General features: G+C 69.2%; 14 protein-coding genes. 6 read left to right on the top strand and 8 right to left on the bottom strand.

All coding sequences use genetic code 11. The features are described from left to right. Positions 1-22 precede the first annotated feature (22 nt). Both aceF and aceE read right to left on the bottom strand, forming a co-directional pair. On the bottom strand, positions 23-1672 hold the full coding sequence (gene aceF / locus H5U26_RS04970) for a dihydrolipoyllysine-residue acetyltransferase (protein WP_290617264.1): 1650 nt from the start codon (positions 1670-1672) through the stop codon (positions 23-25). A 22-nt stretch (positions 1673-1694) separates the two neighbouring features. Beyond that, positions 1695-4406: a pyruvate dehydrogenase (acetyl-transferring), homodimeric type gene (gene aceE, locus H5U26_RS04965; RefSeq protein ID WP_290617262.1), complete on the bottom strand. Its 2712-nt coding sequence runs from the start codon at positions 4404-4406 to the stop codon at positions 1695-1697. Between the two features lie 221 nt (positions 4407-4627). Here aceE and pyrC point away from each other — a divergent pair, with 221 nt between their 5' ends. From pyrC to bfr, 4 genes are all read left to right on the top strand, one after another. Beyond that, the gene (gene pyrC, locus H5U26_RS04960; protein WP_366055891.1) at positions 4628-5668 is read left to right on the top strand and encodes a dihydroorotase; all 1041 of its coding nucleotides are present in this window, start codon (positions 4628-4630) and stop codon (positions 5666-5668) included. Between the two features lie 18 nt (positions 5669-5686). After that, positions 5687-6280, top strand: a complete 594-nt coding sequence (locus H5U26_RS04955) for a CDP-alcohol phosphatidyltransferase family protein (RefSeq protein ID WP_290617258.1) — start codon at positions 5687-5689, stop codon at positions 6278-6280. A gap of 105 nt (positions 6281-6385) precedes the next feature. Continuing rightward, positions 6386-6589 (top strand): (2Fe-2S)-binding protein, encoded by a 204-nt coding sequence (locus H5U26_RS04950; protein ID WP_290617256.1) that lies wholly within the window; start codon positions 6386-6388, stop codon positions 6587-6589. 85 nt (positions 6590-6674) lie between these two features. Beyond that, the gene (gene bfr, locus H5U26_RS04945) at positions 6675-7145 is read left to right on the top strand and encodes a bacterioferritin (protein WP_290617254.1); all 471 of its coding nucleotides are present in this window, start codon (positions 6675-6677) and stop codon (positions 7143-7145) included. Between the two features lie 56 nt (positions 7146-7201). Here bfr and H5U26_RS04940 read toward each other — a convergent pair whose 3' ends face one another. Together H5U26_RS04940 and H5U26_RS04935 are read right to left on the bottom strand one after the other, a co-directional pair. Further along, the gene (locus H5U26_RS04940; RefSeq protein WP_290617252.1) at positions 7202-7387 is read right to left on the bottom strand and encodes a hypothetical protein; all 186 of its coding nucleotides are present in this window, start codon (positions 7385-7387) and stop codon (positions 7202-7204) included. Positions 7388-7528: 141 nt separating this feature from the next. Continuing rightward, entirely contained in the window at positions 7529-8749 is a 1221-nt protein-coding gene (locus H5U26_RS04935; RefSeq protein WP_290617250.1) for an aromatic ring-hydroxylating dioxygenase subunit alpha, read from the bottom strand. 340 nt (positions 8750-9089) lie between these two features. Here H5U26_RS04935 and H5U26_RS04930 point away from each other — a divergent pair, with 340 nt between their 5' ends. After that, complete coding sequence (locus H5U26_RS04930; RefSeq protein ID WP_290617248.1) at positions 9090-10928, top strand: EAL domain-containing protein; 1839 nt, start codon at positions 9090-9092, stop codon at positions 10926-10928. Positions 10929-10981: 53 nt separating this feature from the next. Next, entirely contained in the window at positions 10982-11995 is a 1014-nt protein-coding gene (locus tag H5U26_RS04925; protein WP_290617246.1) for a class I SAM-dependent methyltransferase, read from the top strand. 159 nt (positions 11996-12154) lie between these two features. On the opposite strand, the gene H5U26_RS04920 is transcribed toward H5U26_RS04925, so the two are convergent. The 4 genes from H5U26_RS04920 to H5U26_RS04905 all read right to left on the bottom strand — a co-directional run bounded on the left by H5U26_RS04920 (position 12155) and on the right by H5U26_RS04905 (position 18284). Continuing rightward, a complete protein-coding gene (locus H5U26_RS04920; RefSeq protein WP_290617244.1) occupies positions 12155-13042 on the bottom strand; it encodes a glycosyltransferase family 2 protein in 888 nt (295 codons plus the stop codon). Positions 13043-13165: 123 nt separating this feature from the next. Next, positions 13166-15211: a hypothetical protein gene (locus H5U26_RS04915; protein ID WP_290617242.1), complete on the bottom strand. Its 2046-nt coding sequence runs from the start codon at positions 15209-15211 to the stop codon at positions 13166-13168. 427 nt (positions 15212-15638) lie between these two features. Then, entirely contained in the window at positions 15639-17774 is a 2136-nt protein-coding gene (locus H5U26_RS04910) for a tetratricopeptide repeat protein (protein ID WP_290617240.1), read from the bottom strand. Between the two features lie 66 nt (positions 17775-17840). After that, on the bottom strand, positions 17841-18284 hold the full coding sequence (locus H5U26_RS04905) for a pilin (protein ID WP_366055882.1): 444 nt from the start codon (positions 18282-18284) through the stop codon (positions 17841-17843). Positions 18285-18760: the final 476 nt, after the last annotated feature.

Below are 18760 nucleotides of genomic sequence, written 5' to 3'. Positions count from 1 at the left end.
GGCGCTCCGCGCGGGTTGGATCTCAGAGCAGAAGGCCACGCAGGTCTTCCAGCAGGCCGGCCAGATGGCGGGTGAAGCGTGCCCCGGCGGCGCCGTCGATGACGCGGTGGTCGTAGGACAGCGACAGCGGCAGCATCAGGCGCGGCACGAAGGCGGTGCCGTCCCAGACTGGTTTCATGGACGAACGCGACACGCCCAGGATGGCCACTTCCGGCCAGTTGACGATCGGCGTGAAGGCGGTGCCGCCGATGCCGCCCAGGCTGGAGATGGTGAAGCTGCCGCCGCGCATCTCGTCGGATTTGAGCTTGCGCTCGCGGGCGCGGGCGCTCAGGTCCGCGAGTTCCGCCGCCAGGTCGATGATGCCCTTGCGGTCCACGTCGCGAATCACCGGCACCACCAGGCCATTGGGCGTGTCCACGGCCACGCCGATGTGGACGTAGCGCTTGACGATCAGCGACTTGCCGTCGGCCGCCAGGCTGGCGTTGAAGTCCGGGAAGACTTTCAGCGCCCCCGCACAGGCCTTCAGCAGCAGCGCCACCACGGTCAGCTTGGTGCCGCGGGCCTCGGCGTCCTTGCCGCGCGCCTTGCGGAAGGCTTCCAGGTCCGTGATGTCGGCCTCGTCGTGCTGCGTGACCTGCGGCACCTGCGGCCAGGAACGGCCCAGATTCTCGCCGGTCAGCTGGCGGATGCGGCTGAGCGCCACCGTCTCGACCTCGCCCCACTGGGCAAAATCGATTGCCGGCAGCGGCGCCAGGCCGGCGCCGCTCGCAGTTCCCGCCGCCCCGCCCTGCAGGACGGACTTGACGTAAGCCTGCACGTCTTCCTGTGTGATGCGGCCCTTGCGCCCGCTGCCGGTGACCTGGGCCAGATCGACACCCAGTTCGCGTGCGAAGCGGCGTACCGATGGCGTGGCGTGGGGCAGCTGGCCGGAGGGTGGGGGCGCAGCAGTGATCTGCGGCGCCGGACTGGCCGCCAGGGGCGCAGGTGCAGCGCCCGGCGGTGATGCCGCCTCCGGTACGGGTTCCGGTGCCGCGGCGGGTGCCTGCGCCGCCGTTTCGATCATGGCCACCAGGTCGCCGGTTTTCAGTTTGTCGCCGACCTTGACCTTCAGTTCGCGCACCGTGCCGGCGAACGGCGCCGGCAGTTCGGTGGCGGCCTTCTCGGTCTCCACCGTGAGGAGGGCGTCGCCCTCGGCCACCGTGTCGCCGGGTTTCACGGCCAGCTCGATCACGTCGGCGGCCTTGCCGTCGCCAAGGTCCGGGCAGGTGACCGGTTGCACGGTGGGCGTGCTGGCCGCTGGAGACGCCGGCGCAGCCGCGGGCGCCGCAGCGGCTGCTGGCTCGGGTGACGCTTCGGCGGCAGGGGCGGAGGCGGCTTTGGGCGCCGATGCCGGTTCGGGGGCGGCGGCTTCCTTTGGCGGCGGCGTGGCGCTGGCTGTGGTTTCCAGCACGGCGATGACATCGCCTTCCTTGACCCGGTCGCCGGCCTTCACGCGCACGGCGGTCACCTTGCCGCCGAACTCGGCCGGCAGTTCCATGGCCGCCTTGTCGGTTTCCAGCGTCAGGATGATGTCGCCTTCGCGGATCGTGTCGCCGGGCTTGACGGACACCTCGGCCACGTCGGCCTCGTGCACGTTCTCGGCCAGTCCCGGCACGATGAGGTTCTGTTGCATTTGTTGTTGTGCTCCGTGCGTCTCAGACGGTGGCCGGGTCGGGCCGCTCGGGGTCGATGCCCAGCTTGCCGGCAGCGTCGGCCACGGTTTTGACCGGGAGCGTGCCCTCGTCGGCCAGGGCCTTGAGCGCCGCGTAGGCGATGTGCTCGCGGCTGACCTCGAAGAACTGGCGCAGTCGCCGGCGCGTGTCGCTGCGCCCGAAGCCGTCGGTGCCCAGCACCTCGTAGCGGCCACGCACCCAGGGCCGGATCTGGTCGGCGTAGGCCTGCATGTAGTCGGTGGCGGCGATGACCGGCCCGTCGCTGCCGTCCAGGCACTGCTCGACGTAGCTCTTGCGCGGCTTGGCGGTGGGATGCAGGCGGTTCCAGCGCTGCACCGACAGGCCGTCGCGGCGCAGCTCGTTGAAGCTGGTGGCGCTCCATACGTCGGCCTGCACGCCAAAGTCCTTGCTCAGGATGTCGGCGGCCGCCAGGGCCTCGCGCAGGATGGCGCCGCTGCTGAGCAGCTGCACGCGCGGCGTGGCCTTGGCGCGGGTTTTCTTGGCCGCAGTCCCCGGCAGGCGATACAGGCCGCGCAGGATGCCCTCGGTCACGCCATCGGGCATCGGCGGGTGGGCGTAGTTCTCGTTCTCGACGGTGATGTAGTAGTAGACGCTCTCGTCGGCCTCGTACATGCGCCGCATGCCGTCCTGGATGATGACCGCCAGTTCGTACATGTAGGCCGGGTCGTAGGCCACGCAGTTGGGGATGGTGGCCGCCAGCAGGTGGCTGTGGCCGTCCTGGTGCTGCAGGCCCTCGCCAGCCAGCGTGGTGCGCCCGGCCGTGCCGCCGATCAGGAAGCCGCGCGTGCGCATGTCGCCGGCCGCCCAGGCGAAATCGCCGACGCGCTGGAAGCCGAACATCGAATAGAAGATGTAGAAGGGGATCATCGACACGCCGTGCATGGCGTAGGAGGTGCCGGCGGCGATCCAGGAGCAGAAGGCGCCGGCCTCGTTGATGCCTTCCTCCAGGATCTGGCCCTTCTTGTCTTCGCGATAGAACATGAAGTGGCCGGCGTCTTCGGGTTCGTACAGCTGGCCTTCCGGGGAATAGATGCCCAGCTGGCGGAACAGGCCCTCCATGCCGAAGGTGCGCGCCTCGTCCGGCACGATCGGCACCAGGTGCTGGCCGATGTTCGGGTCCTTGGTCAGCTGCGTCAGGATGCGCACGAAGGCCATGGTGGTCGAGATTTCGCGCTCGCCGGTGCCTTCCAGCAGTTTCTCGAAGGCGGGCAGGCCGGGGATGGTCAGGCGCGGCGCCTGCGCGCGGCGCGCCGGCAGGTAGCCGCCCAGCGCCTCGCGCCGGGCGCGCAGGTACTGCATTTCGGGGCTGTCTTCGGCCGGCTTGTAGTAGGGGATGGACGCCAGCTGGTCGTCCGGAATCGGCACCCGGAAGCGGTCGCGAAAGGCGCGCACCTGCTCGTCGGTCATCTTCTTCTGCTGGTGGGTGATGTTCTGACCTTCGCCGGCGGTGCCCATGCCGTAGCCCTTGACGGTCTTGAACAGGATCACCGTCGGCTGGCCGCGGTGGCGCACGGCGGCGTCGAAGGCGGCGTAGATCTTCAGCGGGTCGTTGCCGCCGCGGCGCAGGCGGTAGATGTCGTCGTCCGACAGATGCTCGACCAGGCGCAGCAGCTCCGGGTACTTGCCGAAGAAGCGCTCGCGCGTGTACTTGCCGCCGCGGGCCTTGTAGGCCTGGTACTCACCGTCGAGGGCTTCCTCCATGCGTTGGCGCAGCAGGCCACTGCGGTCGCGGCCGAGCAGGTCGTCCCACTCCGAGCCCCAGATCACCTTGATCACGTTCCAGCCGTTGCCGCGGAACTCGCCTTCCAGCTCCTGGATGATCTTGCCGTTGCCGCGTACCGGGCCGTCCAGGCGCTGCAGGTTGCAGTTGACGATGAAGATCAGGTTGTCGAGCTTCTCGCGCCCGGCCACCGCCAACGCGCCGCGGGATTCGGGCTCGTCCATCTCGCCGTCGCCCAGGAAGGCGTAGACCTTGCGGCCGTCCATCGGCGCCAGGCCGCGGGCGTCCAGATAGGCCATGAAGCGGGCCTGGTAGATGGCCATCATGGATGCCAGGCCCATCGATACCGTCGGCAGGCTCCAGAACTCCGGCATCAGCCACGGGTGCGGGTAGGACGACAGGCCGCCGCCGTCGGCCAGCTCCTGGCGGAAGTGATCCAGGTCGCGCTCGCTCAGGCGGCCTTCGAGGAAAGCCCGCGCGTACATGCCCGGCGACGTGTGGCCCTGGAAGAACACCAGGTCGCCGGCGCCGGCCTCGCCGGGCGCGTGAAAGAAATGATTGAAGCCGACCTCGTAGATGGTGGCCAGCGAGGCGTAGCTGGCGATGTGGCCGCCCAGCTCGGTCGATTCGCGGTTGGCGCGCGTCACCATGGCCATGGCGTTCCAGCGCAGCGCGGCGCGGATGCGGCCTTCCAGTTCCTGATCGCCCGGGTAGGCCGGCTGGTGCGCGGTCGGGATGGTATTCAGGTACGCCGTGGTCAGGCCCTGCGGCAGGTTCAGGCCCAGTCGCTGCGCCTCGTCCTGCAGGGTTTCCAGGATGAAGCGGGCGCGCGGCTCACCTTCCACCTGCGCCAGCGAGCGCAGGGCGTCGAGCCAGTCGCGGGTTTCCAGCGGGTCTTCATCGTGCGCAAGCTGGCCGCCTACCGCAGGCAGGCCGCCTTCCGGTTTGTTCATGCAGGATCTCCGCGTGTTTGGGTGAAACCGGAGCAGGCCGGCGGCCCTGTGTTTGCCGCGGCCCGAACGCCGGTCGGGGGGTGGCCCCGCCGGGAGCTGAGTTTAGCAGCCCATGGCGGGCCGCTGACCTGCCTGCCGCGGGCCCCGCACGCGTCACCACCGGCGCGCAGCCGGCGCCGGCTGGCCGGATAATGGCGCGCCGTTTCATCACCCGCCGCGCCATGGACACGCTGACCCTGACCCGCCCCGACGACTGCCACCTGCACCTGCGCGACGGGCCGGCGCTGGCGGCGGTGCTCGGTGATACGGCGCGGCGCTTCGCGCGCGCGGTGGTGATGCCCAACCTGCGCCCGCCGCTGAGCACGGTCGAGGCGGCGCTGGCCTATCGGCAGCGCATCCTGGCCGCCCTGCCGGCGGGGCTGGATTTCACGCCCCTGCTGACGCTGTACCTGACCGAAACCACCTCGGCGCAGGAACTGACCGCCGCCAAGGCGGCCGGCATCGTCGGCGTCAAGCTGTATCCGGCCGGCGCCACCACGCATTCGGATGCCGGCGTGCGGCGGGTGGAGGCCATCTACCCGGCGCTGGAGGTCATGCAGGCGCTGGACCTGCCGCTGCTGGTGCACGGTGAGGTGACCGATCCGGCGGTGGACGTGTTCGACCGCGAGGCGGTGTTCATCGACCGCCACCTGGCGCCGCTGGTGGCGCGCTTCCCGGCCCTGCGCGTGGTGCTCGAGCACGTCACCACGCGCGAGGGTGTCGATTTCGTGCGCGCCGCCCGGCCCGGCGTGGCGGCCAGCATCACCCCGCAGCACCTGTCGATGAACCGCGGTGCGCTGCTCGAAGGCGGCCTGCGCCCGCACCACTACTGCCTGCCGATTCTCAAGCGCGAGGAGCACCGGGCCGCCGTGCTGCAGGCGGCCGTTTCGGGCGATGCGCGGTTTTTCCTGGGCACCGACAGCGCGCCGCACCCGCGAGGCCAGAAGCAGAGCGCCTGCGGCTGCGCCGGCATCTACAGCGCCCACGCCGGCATCGAACTGTATGCGGAAGTCTTCGAGGCGGCCGGCGCGCTGCAGCGGCTCGAAGCCTTCGCCAGCCATCACGGGGCCGACTTCTACCGCCTGGCGCGCAACACCGGCACGCTCACCCTGCGCCGCGCGCCCACCGCCGTGCCCGACAGCCTGCCCTTTGGCGACGACCGGCTGGTGCCGCTGCGCGCCGGCGGGCAGGTCGCCTGGCAACTTGTCGATTCACAGTCCTGAACCCGGAGCACCGAAGCCATGCTGGAGAACTTGCGCGAGCGTTTCGAGGGTCCGCTGCGTGCGCGCCTCGAACCGGTGGTCGAGTGGCTCGCCATGCGTCAGGTGACGCCCAACCAGGTCACGCTGGCGGCGCTGGCATTGAGCGTTCTGGCGGCGCTGTGCATCGGCGCCGGCTGGCTGCGCCTGGGGGCGCTGGTGCTGATCGTGGCCGGGCTGGGCGATCTGGTGGACGGCATGCTGGCGCGGGCCACCGACCAGACCAGTCCGTTTGGTGCGTTTTTCGACTCCACGCTCGATCGGATATCCGAGGGCACCGTGCTGGCCGCGGTGGCGTACCGCTTCGCCAGCGACGGCCGGCCGCTGCTGGTGGCGCTGGTGGTACTGGCGCTGCTCGGCTCGCTGCTGGTCAGCTACGCGCGTGCCCGCGCCGAGGGGCTGGGCATCGACTGCAAGGTGGGTCTGATGAGCCGCGCCGAGCGCCTGGTGTTGCTGATCGCCGGCCTGCTGCTGGGGTTGCTGGGGCCGGCCGTCGTGTTGATCGCGGTGCTTTCGCTGTACACCGTCGGTCAGCGCATGCAGCACGTGCGTGAGGCGCTCGTCGCGGGCGATTGATTGCCGGGCGGCAGGGCCGGCGCGCGGCCGTCCGGGCGCGTCGTTGACAATCATTCGCATTTGTAATCGAATCACCGCAACGGAATTCAAACCGGTGCCAGTCCCATGTACGTATGCGTGTGTCACGGCGTGACCGACAGGGCCATTCGACAGGCGGCCCAGGCCGGGGCGCGCAGCCTCACCGAGCTGGCGCAGACGCTGCGCGTGGCCACCTGCTGCGGCAAGTGCGCCCAACTCGCCACGACCCTGCTGGAAGCGGCCGATCATGCGGGGGCCGTGCCGGCGGCGCGCCTGGCCAGCGTCGGCTGAAACTTCCCGATCGGCCTGCGCGGGCTGGACGGAGGGTACGGGCCCCTATAATCGACTTCGCCCCCGCATTTGCCGGAGATCTGCCATGAAAGGTGACGCCAAGGTCATCGAATTCCTCAACCGCGTGCTCAAGAACGAGCTGACGGCCATCAACCAGTACTTCCTGCACGCCCGCATGGCCGACAACTGGGGCCTGAAGAAGCTCTACAAGAAGGAATACGAGGAATCCATCGACGAGATGAAGCACGCCGACCGGCTGATCAAGCGCGTGCTGTTCCTGGAGGGTCTGCCGAATCTGCAGGACCTGGGCAAGCTGTACATCGGCGAGCACGTGCGCGAGGTGCTCGAATGCGACCTGCGCCTGGAGCACGAAGCCATTCCGCTGCTGCGCGAAGCCATCGCGCACTGCGAGCAGTGCGGCGACTACGTCACCCGCGAGCTGCTGGAGGACATCCTGGAAGGCGAGGAAGAACACGTCGACTGGCTGGAGACGCACCTGGCGCTGTTCGACAAGGTCGGCGAGCAGAACTTCCTGCAGACCATGATGGGCGAGTAAGCAGCGCGCTCCTGGCGAGCGCGGCCGGCCGCGCTCGGTTCACAAATGCCCTCGGTTCAGAAATGCACCCGAAAGCGCGTGTGATCGAAGCCGAACGGCACCATCGGCTGGCCGTGCGATTCCACCGCCAGCGACACTTCCATCAGCGCCAGCGCCAGATTCAGCAGTGACCGTTCGGCCGGCGGCAGCTCCGGCCACGGGTACTGCTTCAGGTGTGCATGGATGGCGTCCAGGCGCGGCAACACGGCGTCGTACAGGGCCTTGAGGTCCGCAAACGGTCCTTTCAGGCGCTCGGCATGGCGTTCCCGTTCGGTCGGCAGCGCATAGCGGTCCGCCAGTGACTGCAGGTCGGCAAAGGCGGCGGGCAGGGGATGGGCCGTCGCTCACACCTCCCCGTTTACCCAGAGCATGACGTTCGTGTACTGGTGGCGCACGGCCACCTCCATCACCGGACCCACCGTCATGTGTTTCAGGGCGCCGGACTTGAGCGCCCGGTGGGTGGTCTCCATGGTGCTCAGGTCCTCGTACAGCAGGTCGCGCAGCAGCACCTTGGTGTGTTCCTGGGCGATGCGCTGGCCGACGTCGGCGGCGGCGTACTGGTAGATGTCCATGGTCCATTCGGTCTCGTCGACGCTGATTGGCCAGAAGTTGTAGGTGAAATACCAGCCCGGCCCGACATCGACGAAGAAGTTCGGAAAGAACACGTTGATGTCGAAATACCAGCGCGGATCGTCGCTCGGGTTGGTGCCCGGCAGGCGCGGCGCGGCCTCGTTGGCGGCGAAGCTCGGGCCAAGCTGCCAGGCGGCGGCGCTGACCGGCGTCACGTCCACGCGGCTGACCATGCGGTTGCTGGCCGAGTGGTGCGGCGGGTAGAAGCGGGCCGAGGCCAGCGTGTCGAACTCGTGGCGCAGGTCGGTCGGGATCGAGCAGCCCGGCAGCGAGCGGGCATGCACCATGCCCACGTGGTAGGTCTCGTGGAAGGCGTCGACGAAGGTCTTCCAGTTCACCGCCACGCGCGCGCTGTAGCGGGCCACGCGCTCCATCTGCGCGAACGGGTAGCCATCGATCTGCCGGCCAAGTCCACCCAGGAATTCGGCCAGCGGCCACTCGGGCTGGGCATTCCAGTTCACGAACACGAAGCCGTTCCATACATCGCAGGCAACCGGCAGCAGGCCGAGTTTGGCCTTGTCGACGCCCGGGAAATACTCCTGCGCCGGCAGCGTGCGCAGGCTGCCGTCCAGCTCGAAGGTCCAGCCGTGGTAGCCGCACACGAAGGTGCGCGTGTTGCCTGCGCAGCCGTAGCGGGCGGCCACCTGGTTGCCACGATGGGTACAGGTGTTGTGAAAGGCGCGGATCGTGCCGTCCTTGCCGTGCACCAGCAGGATCGAGGCCTTCCAGACTGCGACCTCGAACACCTTGAAGTCGCCGACCTCGGGCAGGTCCTCGGCCCGGCACAGGTTCAGCCAGACGCGCTTGAAGATGCGTTCGCGCTCGCGCTCGAAGAACTCGGCCGACACGTAGGGTTCGACCGGGATCGGACCCTCGATCATGGCCGGCAGGTCGGTGGTGATGCGCGTTTCGAGGTCGCAAGCGGGCGCGTTCATGGTCACTCCTCTCTATAAAGATCGGCCGGCGAAGGGCCGTTGTAATGCTGGCAAGCTGGCCGACGCGTACCGCTCGCCGTGGCGGGATCGGGCGCACTGTTAAGGTGCGATGTCGGTACCGCAGGGCCAATTTTGCGCGCATTTCAAACACGGTTGCGAAGCGTTGCCGGCGCTGGCGTTGGCGCCAATATTGCTTCGGCAGTTTCCGCGAAGGGCCGTCCCATCGCGCCGGTGGCGACAGCGCGGGGAAACGGTCGTCCCCATCGTGCCCAGGTCTTGCTGATGCATCCTGCGTGGCGGCCTGCTGAAATCACGCGTCCTTCGGTGTCCGGTCTGCAACATGCCTTCAAGTCAGTCATCCGCCTCCACTGCCATCCAGACTCTGCGTCAGGTGATCGAGGCACTGTCGCTCGAGGCCGATTTCGAGGCTTTTTTCCGCAAGGCAGCGGGGGCGGCGGCGGATCTGGTCGGCGCCGATGCCGCGGCGCTGATCCTGCTGAACGCCGATGACCTGCTGGAGTACCAATTTTTTCTGGGCGTGCCGGACGCCTACCGCGACCAGTTCCTCGGCTACTGTTTCGATCGGCACAGTGGTGTCGCCGGCCAGGCGCTGGCCACCCGCCAACCGGTGTTCGTGCCCGACTACCCGGCGCATCCGGGCGCCATGGCCGAGTTCGTCGCCAGTGGCCTGCGCGCCAATCTGGCCCTGCCGCTGCACAGTGCCGGCGAGCCGATCGGGCTGTTGGTGGTGTCGTGGTTCAAGAACCCTGTGCATGCGCCCGACGAGCCATTGCTGGCGCTGCTGGCCACCATCGCCGCACAGCTGGGCGTGGCGCACCAGCGCTGGCGGCTGGAACAGCGCCTGCAGCACCGCGCCAATCACGACGACCTCACCGGATTGCCGAACCGCGGCCATTTTCTGGAGCGCCTGCGCCAGGCGGTGGCCGACGGCAAGCGCTACGGGCGTCGTTACGCGCTGATGGTGATCGATCTGGACGGCTTCAAGGCGGTCAACGACCGCGCCGGTCACGCCGCCGGCGACAGCCTGCTGCGCGAGGTGGCCGAGGGCCTGCGCGAGGTCGTGCGCGGCGGCGACGTGATCGGCCGTCTGGGCGGCGACGAGTTCGTGCTGTTGATGGAATACCGGCGCTGGCCGGAGGAGCCCGCCACAGTGGCGACGCGGGTGCTGGCGCGTCTGAGCCTGCGCGTGTCCGTGGCCGGCGGCACCACCGCGGTGGCGCCCAGCATCGGCATTGCCGCCTTTCCGGACGACGGCGAGGAAGCCGGCACCCTGCTGGCCAATGCGGACCTGGCCATGTACGAGGCCAAGCGCCGGCGCGGCGGGCGGCAGATCTGTTTCTTCAACCAGAGCATCGCGCAGGCCGTGCGCCAGCGCGAACTGCTGCTCGAACAGGTCGAGCAGGCACTGGCCGAAGGCCACTTCGTGCTGCATTACCAGCCGATCGTCGATCTGCCAAGTGGCAACACCATAGCCGTCGAGGCGCTGCTGCGCTGGCCGCAGCCGGACGGCAGCCTGCGCCCGCCGGGCACCTTCATCCCGGACGTGGAGCGCCACAGCCGGCGCCTGATGCTGGCGCTGGGCCGCTATGTGCTCACGAGTGCCCTGGCCCAGGCGGCCGCCTGGCACCGCGACGGGTACGAGCTGGCGGTGGCGGTCAACGTGTCGGCGCGCGAGTTTCTGGAGGAGGGCTTCCTGTCCGGACTGATCGAGCTGCTGGCCGAGCACCCGGACCTGCCGCGTGAACGGCTGGTGCTGGAAATCACCGAAACCGCGGCCCTGGAAGACCTGCCGCGTGCGCGGGCGGTGATGCAGTCCTGCCGGGCGCTGGGCGTGCGCTTTGCCATCGACGACTTCGGCGCCGGTCACGCATCCCTGGCGAATCTACGCGAACTGCCGGTCGATCGCCTGAAGATCGACGGCGCGTTCGTGGCCGGCTTGCCCGGCGCGAGCGGCGACCGCGCCGTGGTGCAGGCCATTCTGGCCGTCGCCAAGGCCTTTGGCGTGGGCGTGGTGGCCGAGGGCGTCGAGACGCCGGCGCAGTCGCAAATCCTGCAGGAATTCGGCTGCCGCCTGATGCAGGGCTACCATTTCGCCCGGCCCATGCCGGCCGCACAGCTGACCGAACGCCTGCGCCGGGAGCATCGCCAGCCGGCCTGAGCCGCAGCGACCGGTGTGCCGGCGTGCGCCGCGCACACGACACCGGGGGAGTCATGGCCGATCGCGTCTCGCAGATGCAGAAACTGACCCAGTATTTCCTGGGCTACAACGCCACCCGTTTCATCGCGCTGGGCGTCGAAACCGGCCTGTTTCGGGCGCTGGCCGCCGCGCCCGACGGCCTGACGCCGCAGGATCTGGCCGCCGCGCAGGCCCTGGATGCCGAGTACACGCGCCATTTCCTGCAAACCGGCTACGCGCTCGAGCTGCTGGACCTGGCCGGCGACCGCTACCGCCTGGCCGAGCACATGGCGCCGCTGCTGGCGCGCCCGGAGCACAACAGCTATCTGGGTGCCCTGGCCGGCTTTCACCACATCAGCGGGCGCGATTTCGAGCGCATGCCGGCGCTGCTCAAAACCGGCGGCACCTACACCTTCCAGCAGCACGAGGCCGATTTCATCGCCGGCGTGGCCGATGTCACCGCCGGCATCGCCGGGTTCGTCGCCGCCAGCATCCTGCCCGGCCTGCCGGAATTCGCCGGCCGTGATGATCTGGCCGTGCTGGATCTGGGCTGCGGCATGGGCGGCACGCTGCTGGCGCTGGCGCGCGCCTATCCAAACGGCCGGCTGCTGGGGCTGGACGTGGAGCCGCGCTCGGTCGAACTGGCCAACGCGCGACTGGCCGAGGCGGGTGTCGGTGAGCGTGCCCAGGCACGCCTGGCATCGGCCGAGAGCGTGGACCTGGCCGCGAGCTTCGACCTGGTGACACTGATCCAGGTGCTGCACGAGACGCTGCCGGCGGTGCGCGCCGACATCCTGGCCGGGGCCTTTGCCGCGCTGAAGCCCGGCGGCGTACTGCTGGTGGTGGACGAGCCCTACCCGGAAACGGTGGAGGGCCTGCGCGCGGCGCAAAGCTGCGCCATGACGCAGTTCATCGAGCGCTTCTGGGGCAACGAGCTGCTGTCGCTGTCGCAGCAGAAAGCGCTGATCGAGGCCGCCGGCCTGCGCGTGGATGCCCAGTCGGTGCCGCCGCCGGGTCTGGTCAGCGTGACCATCGCCCGCCGGCCGTGAGCGCCCCGGCAGGCCGGCGCCGCCTGTGAGAGTGGAGCACCTGTGGGAGCGGCGCCCTCGCCGCGAATCTTCCAACCCGACATTCGGCCCGGGGGCGGGCCTTCCACAGCCTGTGGCTCGGGCATTCGGCCTCGGGTGGGTCCCGCGGCTTGCGGCCGGTCAGTCCTCGTCGCGCCGCTCGCGCGCCGCCGTCGCATACAGCAGGGTGGTGATCTGCTCCGAGATCAGGCCCATCAGGAACACCACCACGGCGGTGGTGAACAGGACCGAACTGGCATTGGTGAAGCGCCCATTGCTGGCGTAGGTGTACAGATAGTTCGCCAGACCGGCCAGGAAACTCAGGCCCGACACCGGCGCGAAGATCTTCAGCGGCGAGTACAGCGTCGCCACCCGGAAGATGATCAGCAGGAACCGCGCCCCGTCGTGCAGCGGGCGGATGTGGCTGCGGCCGGTGCGCCGCGCGGCCACGATCGGCTCGTAGGCAACCCCATAGCCGGCGCGGAAAAATGCCATGGTGATGCTGGTCGGGTAGGAAAAGCCGTTCGGCAGCAGGAACAGGAACTCGCGGAACTTGTCCGCCCGCACGGCGCGAAAGCCGGAGGTCAGGTCGGCGATGTGCTGGCCGGTCATGTAGTTGGCCACGCGGTTGTACAGGCGGTTGGCCAGCGAGCGGCCGACGCTGGCCTGCGAGCTGCCGTCGCGGGCGCCGACCACCATGTCGTAGCCCTCGCCCAGCCGCGCCAGCAGGCGCGGGATGTCGGCCGGGTCGTGCTGGCCGTCCGCGTCCATGAACACGATCAGCTCGCCGCGCGCCGCGCGGGCACCGGACTTGACGGCCCCACCGTTGCCGATGCTGTAGCGGTGGCGCACTTCCTGCACGCCGTGGCGGGCGCACAGGGCGCTGGTGTCGTCGGTCGAGCCGTCGTTGACGACGATGATCTGCGCCTGCGGAAACTGCCCGCGCAGCACCGGCAGCAGCTTTTCGAGCGCCGCTGCCTCGTTGCGCGCCGGCAGGACGATGGACAGCTCGGGCGGGGTGTCGGTCATGGGGATGCTCGGGCAATGTGGCGGTGAGGAAAAGAAGGGCGGCGCCGCCTACAGCGTAGCAGCGCGCGGTGCAGGTGATTCAGGACACCCTCAGCCTGCCGGATTGACCGGCGCCGGCCACACTCAGCGTGGCGGACCATCGCCGGCCACCGCGCCGGCGCGGCGGTTTGCGATCGCGTCCCGCAGCACGGCCAGGTGGCCGGCGTCGGTGGCGCTCAATTCCGGCACGCGGCGGACCTCGTCCAGCACCGCCGAGGCGCCGTCCAGGTCGCCCTGCAGCATCCGGAAATTGGCTTCCATCAGTCGAAACACCGGCTGCGACGAGCGCCGGTAGGCCGACTGCACCCAGGCCAGGCCTTGGTCGAAACGGTCGGTCTGCAGGCAGATCTGGCCGTAGTTGATCGTCACCTGCGTCAGGCTGACGGCGTTGATGCGCGGGTTCTCGGCGGCCGCCGCCAGCCAGGCCAGCAGCGCCGGCGTCAGATCCCGGCACGGCGCCTCGCCGGCCAGCGCGCAGTCGCTCAGGCTCTGCAGCGCGATCAGCGTGGTCGGCGGCAGCGGGCGTTCGCGCAGCGCCTTGGCGATCACGTCCTGCTCGGCCAGCGTTGGCACCGGCTCGCCGGCGGCGCGATCCGCCCAGGCGGCCCGGATCGCATAGCCGGTCTCCCACGGCGCCAGTTCGTAGGCGCGCCGGTAATGCGCCACCGCCTGCGCCGGCTGGCCATAGCGCTTGAGCATCAGCTCGCCCATCATCTGCTGCGCCGAAGCCGACTGCGGATGATGGCGATACAGCGCCTCGATGATGGTCTCCTCGCTGTGCCAGGACGCCGCCCGGCCGAAGGTGCCAAAGCCCAGCGCCAGCGCGGTGGCAAGACCCAGCACGGCGTAGACACGCCGGTTGCCGGTATGTCGGGCAAAGCGGGCCACGCCATACACGGCGGCGAACAGCAGCCCGAAACTGGGCAGGTAATTGCGGTGCTCGTGGGCAATCTCCAGCGGCACCACGGTCGATTCCAGCACATGCCCGGCCAGGAACCACAGCACGCCGAAGGTGAAGGCCGGGGCCCGTCGGCGCAGCAGCAGCGCCGCCATCAGCACCACCAGCCAGCCGTCGAGGGCCAGCAGCGTGGTCCACGGCTCCAGCAGCCCGGTCGAGGTCGCAATGTCGTCGTGATACAGACCCAGCCGCGCCGGCGTCGGCAGCAGCACCAGGCCCACGTAAAACCACAGCACCCGCGCCTCGGTCAGCAGCCGCTCGCCCAGCGTGAACGGCCGGCTGGCGTAGCCATCCAGAAGCAGCCCCGGCTGCCAGACGAACAGCGCCAGGCCGACCAGCAGCGGCGCCAGCAGCGTCACGGCAAAAAACCACGTCGCCGCCCGACGGCCGTGGTCGGCGTCGGCGGTGTCGTGCCAGCGCCACAGGCACAGCTCGATCACCCCCAGATACAGCGGCAGCAGGATGGCGTTTTCCTTGCTCAGCATCCCGAGCACGAACAACACCCCGCAGGCCAGCAGCCAGCCCGTAGGTCGGGTTAGCGCAGCGTAACCCGACGTCTGCCCTTCACCGGTCGACGCGCGTCGGCTTGTGCCCGTGGGGCCAACCGGGCCCACGTTGGCCGTATCGCCGGCACCGCCCGCGCCCGAACCCGCCCATAGCTCCCGCGCCTGCAGCCAGCACAGCATCGCCGCCAGCGTGAAGGTCGCCGCCAGGCTGGTCATGCGCTGCACCACGTACAGCACGCTGGTCAGTTGCAGCGGATGCAGGCCCCACAGCAGGGCGCAGAACAGCCCTACCGTCGGCGCCATCTCTCCCGCACCCAGCCGGCGCGCCAGGCGCCCGGCCAGCGCATACACCAGCAGCACGTTCAGCAGGTGGATGGCCAGATTGCTCAGCTTGAAGGCCAGTGGATAGAACCCCCCGGCCCGGTAATGGTCGATACCGAACGACAGCGCCGCCAGCGGCCGGCCCAGCGGCCCGCTGGTGTTGGAAAGCGCCGCCGCGCCCAGCGCCTGCGGCGTGAATTCGGTCACCGCCACCGCCGGGTTGTTCAGGATGTTCGGGTAATCGTCGAACACGAACGGCCCGCGCAGGCCCGGCAGATAGGCCAGCACCACCAGCGCCAGCGTGGCCAGCAGGGCGGCCGCCTGCAATTTGCGGGGCAGTTTCATAGTTGCTGTTGCGTCACCAGCCGGCGTCCGGCCTCAGCGCCATCAATTTTGGGTATATGGATTTTCATTCGCGACAGCGGCGCTTGCTGGGGCGTCGCCCCCGTGGGAGCACCGCCCCTGTGGGAGCGGCGCCCTCGCCGCGAATCTTCCCACCGACATTCGGCCCGGGGGCGGGCTCCCACGGTCGTGGCTCAGACATTCGGCCCGGGGGCGGGCCTCCCACGGCTCGGGCTCAGGCATTCGGCCCGAGGGCGGGCCTCCCACAAACCCGGGCTCAGGCATTCGGCCCGGGCGGGCATGTGGGAGCGGCGCCCTCGCCGCGAAGCCGCCGGCACCGAATCCACACACCCCCACCGGCCCAATTCGGCCCGGGGGCGGGCCTCCCACGGCCAGAGGCCACGCAGTCCGGTGGCGGGGACACGCCAGCTCATTTGCCGCCCCGCCCCTTGGCAATCGCTGCATCGAGTTCCGCAATCTGCCGGTCCAGGCGCTGATATGCGTTTTCGTTGGCGGCGCGGATGCTGTCCAGCACCAGCGCCGCGGTGTCCCACTGGCGCAGGCTCAGCAGGATGTTGGCCTGCTCGAACAGCGGGTGCAGGTAGCGCGGGTCCAGGTCGTGGGCGCGCTGGAAGGCGTTCAGCGCGTCCTGGATGCGCCCCTGCTCGCGGTAGGCGCGGCCAAGCAGGAACTGCACGTAGGAGCGATCGAAGGTCGGCTGGCCGCCGGCCAGGTAGGCCTCCAGCCAGCCGGTGACGTCGTCGGTCATGTACGTGCAAGCCTTCGGCAGGCACTCGCTGTAGCGTTTCAGGGTCGAGCTGCCGAAGGCGCTCAGCGGCTGGGTGCGAATGCGCTCCAGGATTTCCGCGCTCAGCGCCGGTGGGGGGTCCAGTTTCTGCACCCGATAGGCGCCGACCAGGTTCATCGGGTAGCCCACTTCCCACGGCGCCAGTTCGATCGCCGCCTCGAGGTGTTCACGGGCCTCTGCGTAGTGGCCGCGCCACACCAGATCGGCGGCCAGATTGTTGCGAGCCTGGGCCGAACCGGGGTGGTGGCGAACCTCGTAGCGGCTCATGCCCAGCTCATCGCCCCACTGATCGGCCCGCAGCGCCGTGGTGGCGGCCAGCAGGGCGCCGAGGGTCGCCACCAGCGCCACCGTCGCCCGCCGCCGCCAGTGTTCGACCAGCGGCAGCAGCACGCCCGCGCCGGCCAGCAGCAGGCCCAGACTCGGCAGGTAGTTGCGGTGCTCGTGGGCGATTTCCAGCGGCACCACGGTGGATTCCAGCACATGCCCGGCCAGGAACCACAGCAGGCCCAGGCCCACCAGCGGCCGGCGGTCCAGGCACCGCCAGCCGAGCAGTGCCAGCCCGGCCAGCCCCAGCAAGGCCGGCAGCGTGGTCCACGGCGCCAGCAGCCCGATGGACAGCGCAATGTCGTCGTGGTGCAGGCCAAATGCATCGATGCGCGGCAGCGCCACCAGGCCGATGTAGAACCACAGCACCCGCGCCTGCGTCAGCACGCGCTCGGTCAGCGTGAAGGGCCGGCCGGCGTAGCCCGACGCGCAATACCAGGCGGCGAGGCCGAACACCACCGTCAGCGCCGCCACCAGCAGCGCCAGCCGCAGCCCGGCGGGCACGCGCAGCCAGCGTTGCCAGTACGGCGCCTGCGGGTACAGCACCCGGTTCAGCAGCAGCGCGTACAGCGGCAGCAGGACGGCGGTTTCCTTGGTGAAGGCGCCGAGCAGGGCAAACGCCACGCCGGCCAGCAGCCAGCCCAGTGGCGCGAGCCAGCCCGGCAGACCACGTCCCGTGCCGACGCTGTAGGGGCGGGCCATGCCCGCGACCGCAGTGGCGGGTAAATGCGCATCGTCATGCCCGGGCACGGCGCCCCGGTCGCGGGCATGGCCCGCTCCGACAGGCGGTTGCGTCAGGTCCGGGGTGTAGGAGCGGCCCATGGCCGCGACCGCGACGGTTTCAGGATTGGCGGCGTCGTGGCCAGGTCCAGCGTCCCGGTCGCGGGCATGGCCCGCTCCTACGAGAATATGCGCGCGCGCGCGCAGCCAGCACAGCAGCGCCGCCAGCCCGAAGGTGGCCGAAAGACTGGTCATGCGCTGCACCACGTACAGCACGCTGGAAATCTGGATCGGGTGCAGCGCCCACAGCGCCGTGAGCACCAGCGCCGCGGGCGCGGCCAGTCGCACCGGCAACACCTGCCGCGCCGCCAGACGGCCCAACACGGCGCCCAGCAGCGCCGCCACCAGCAGCGTGTTCAGGCCGTGGATGGCGAGGTTGGTCAGCTTGTAGGCGTACGGGCTGGCGTCGCCGTGCAAATAGTGGTCGAGCGCGAAACTGAGATAAGCAATCGGCCGGCCGAGCGGCCCCGCCGCCAGCGAGCTTGCGGCGCCGCTCAGGGACTGCCAGTCCAGCGCCGTCACGCGCAGGAAGGCGTTGTCGCGGATATTGGAGAAATCGTCGAACAACCAGGGGCCGGACAGGCCGGGCCAGTAGACCAGCCCGACCAGAACCAGCAACCCGGCCAGGGCGAGCGTGCGATGCCGAGGGTTCATCCGCCGACCACTGTTGCAGATAAAAAAGGGCGGCCGAAGCCGCCCTTTTTAACCAACCTGACCGGCTTAACGACGCGGCAGGTATTTATCGGGTACGGTTGATGGGCCGGCGCTGACCACCCATTCGAGGTTGCCGCCCCGATTAATCGGCTCGTAGATAACCGTCTTACCCGCAACAGCCGTGGGAAAATCACTCACGTTCGTCATCGTCACAGTGACCGTACCGCCAGTTCCAACCGCAACCGTCGAGACGTATTTCGCCTTATAAGACGTGGCCAGGGAAAGCCCCAACGACGCATGGGTCGTCGGCAAGCCGGCCAGCGTGCCGGATTCGCTAAAGGCAACGTCAATCGCCGTGCGCACCGCCGAGGCCAGCGAGGCCGCTTCCGCCACCTTCGACCGGATGGTGTAGTCCTGGTACGCCGGCACGGCCAGCGCGGCCAGGATGCCGATGATGGCCACCACGATCATCAGTTCGATGAGCGTGAAGCCCTGTTGAAGTTTCTGCATCTGCGTATCTCCCATTGAAGGATGAATGATTGCCAGTCGGCGTCGGCGGCAATCCGCCCCCTGCCACCGTGGCCGAATAGTCAACGACCCGATGCGGGCGACCTTGAGCCGGCGCGCGGATGTAGTAGAGCAATTCACGTGCCAGCGCCGGGGCGGCGGTCGGACGGGGTGCCTTGGCGAGCGCCGCATCGGAGGCTTGCCCGGTCCGCCGGGTGATGTACAACTGATTGATATAAATATGAAGTATTGGATGACGCCGGCATTGTGGCGGCGCCCGGCAGGTGCCGGGACCGACCGGGCCGGCGCGCCGTGTGTTTGCATGGCATCGCCCACACCGCCGACCGCGACGGCACCGCCGGACGCAGATTGTCAAAATATGACAAAAATTGCCCGATTCTTGGAGCGGCACCCTTGTGGGAGCGGCGCCCTCGCCGCGAATCTTCCAACCGACATTCGGCCCGAGGCGGGCCTCCCAC

Origin of the sequence: Immundisolibacter sp., assembly GCF_014359565.1 — a bacterium.
Lineage (GTDB): Bacteria > Pseudomonadota > Gammaproteobacteria > Immundisolibacterales > Immundisolibacteraceae > Immundisolibacter.
This window is presented reverse-complemented; position numbering and strand designations above follow the sequence as displayed.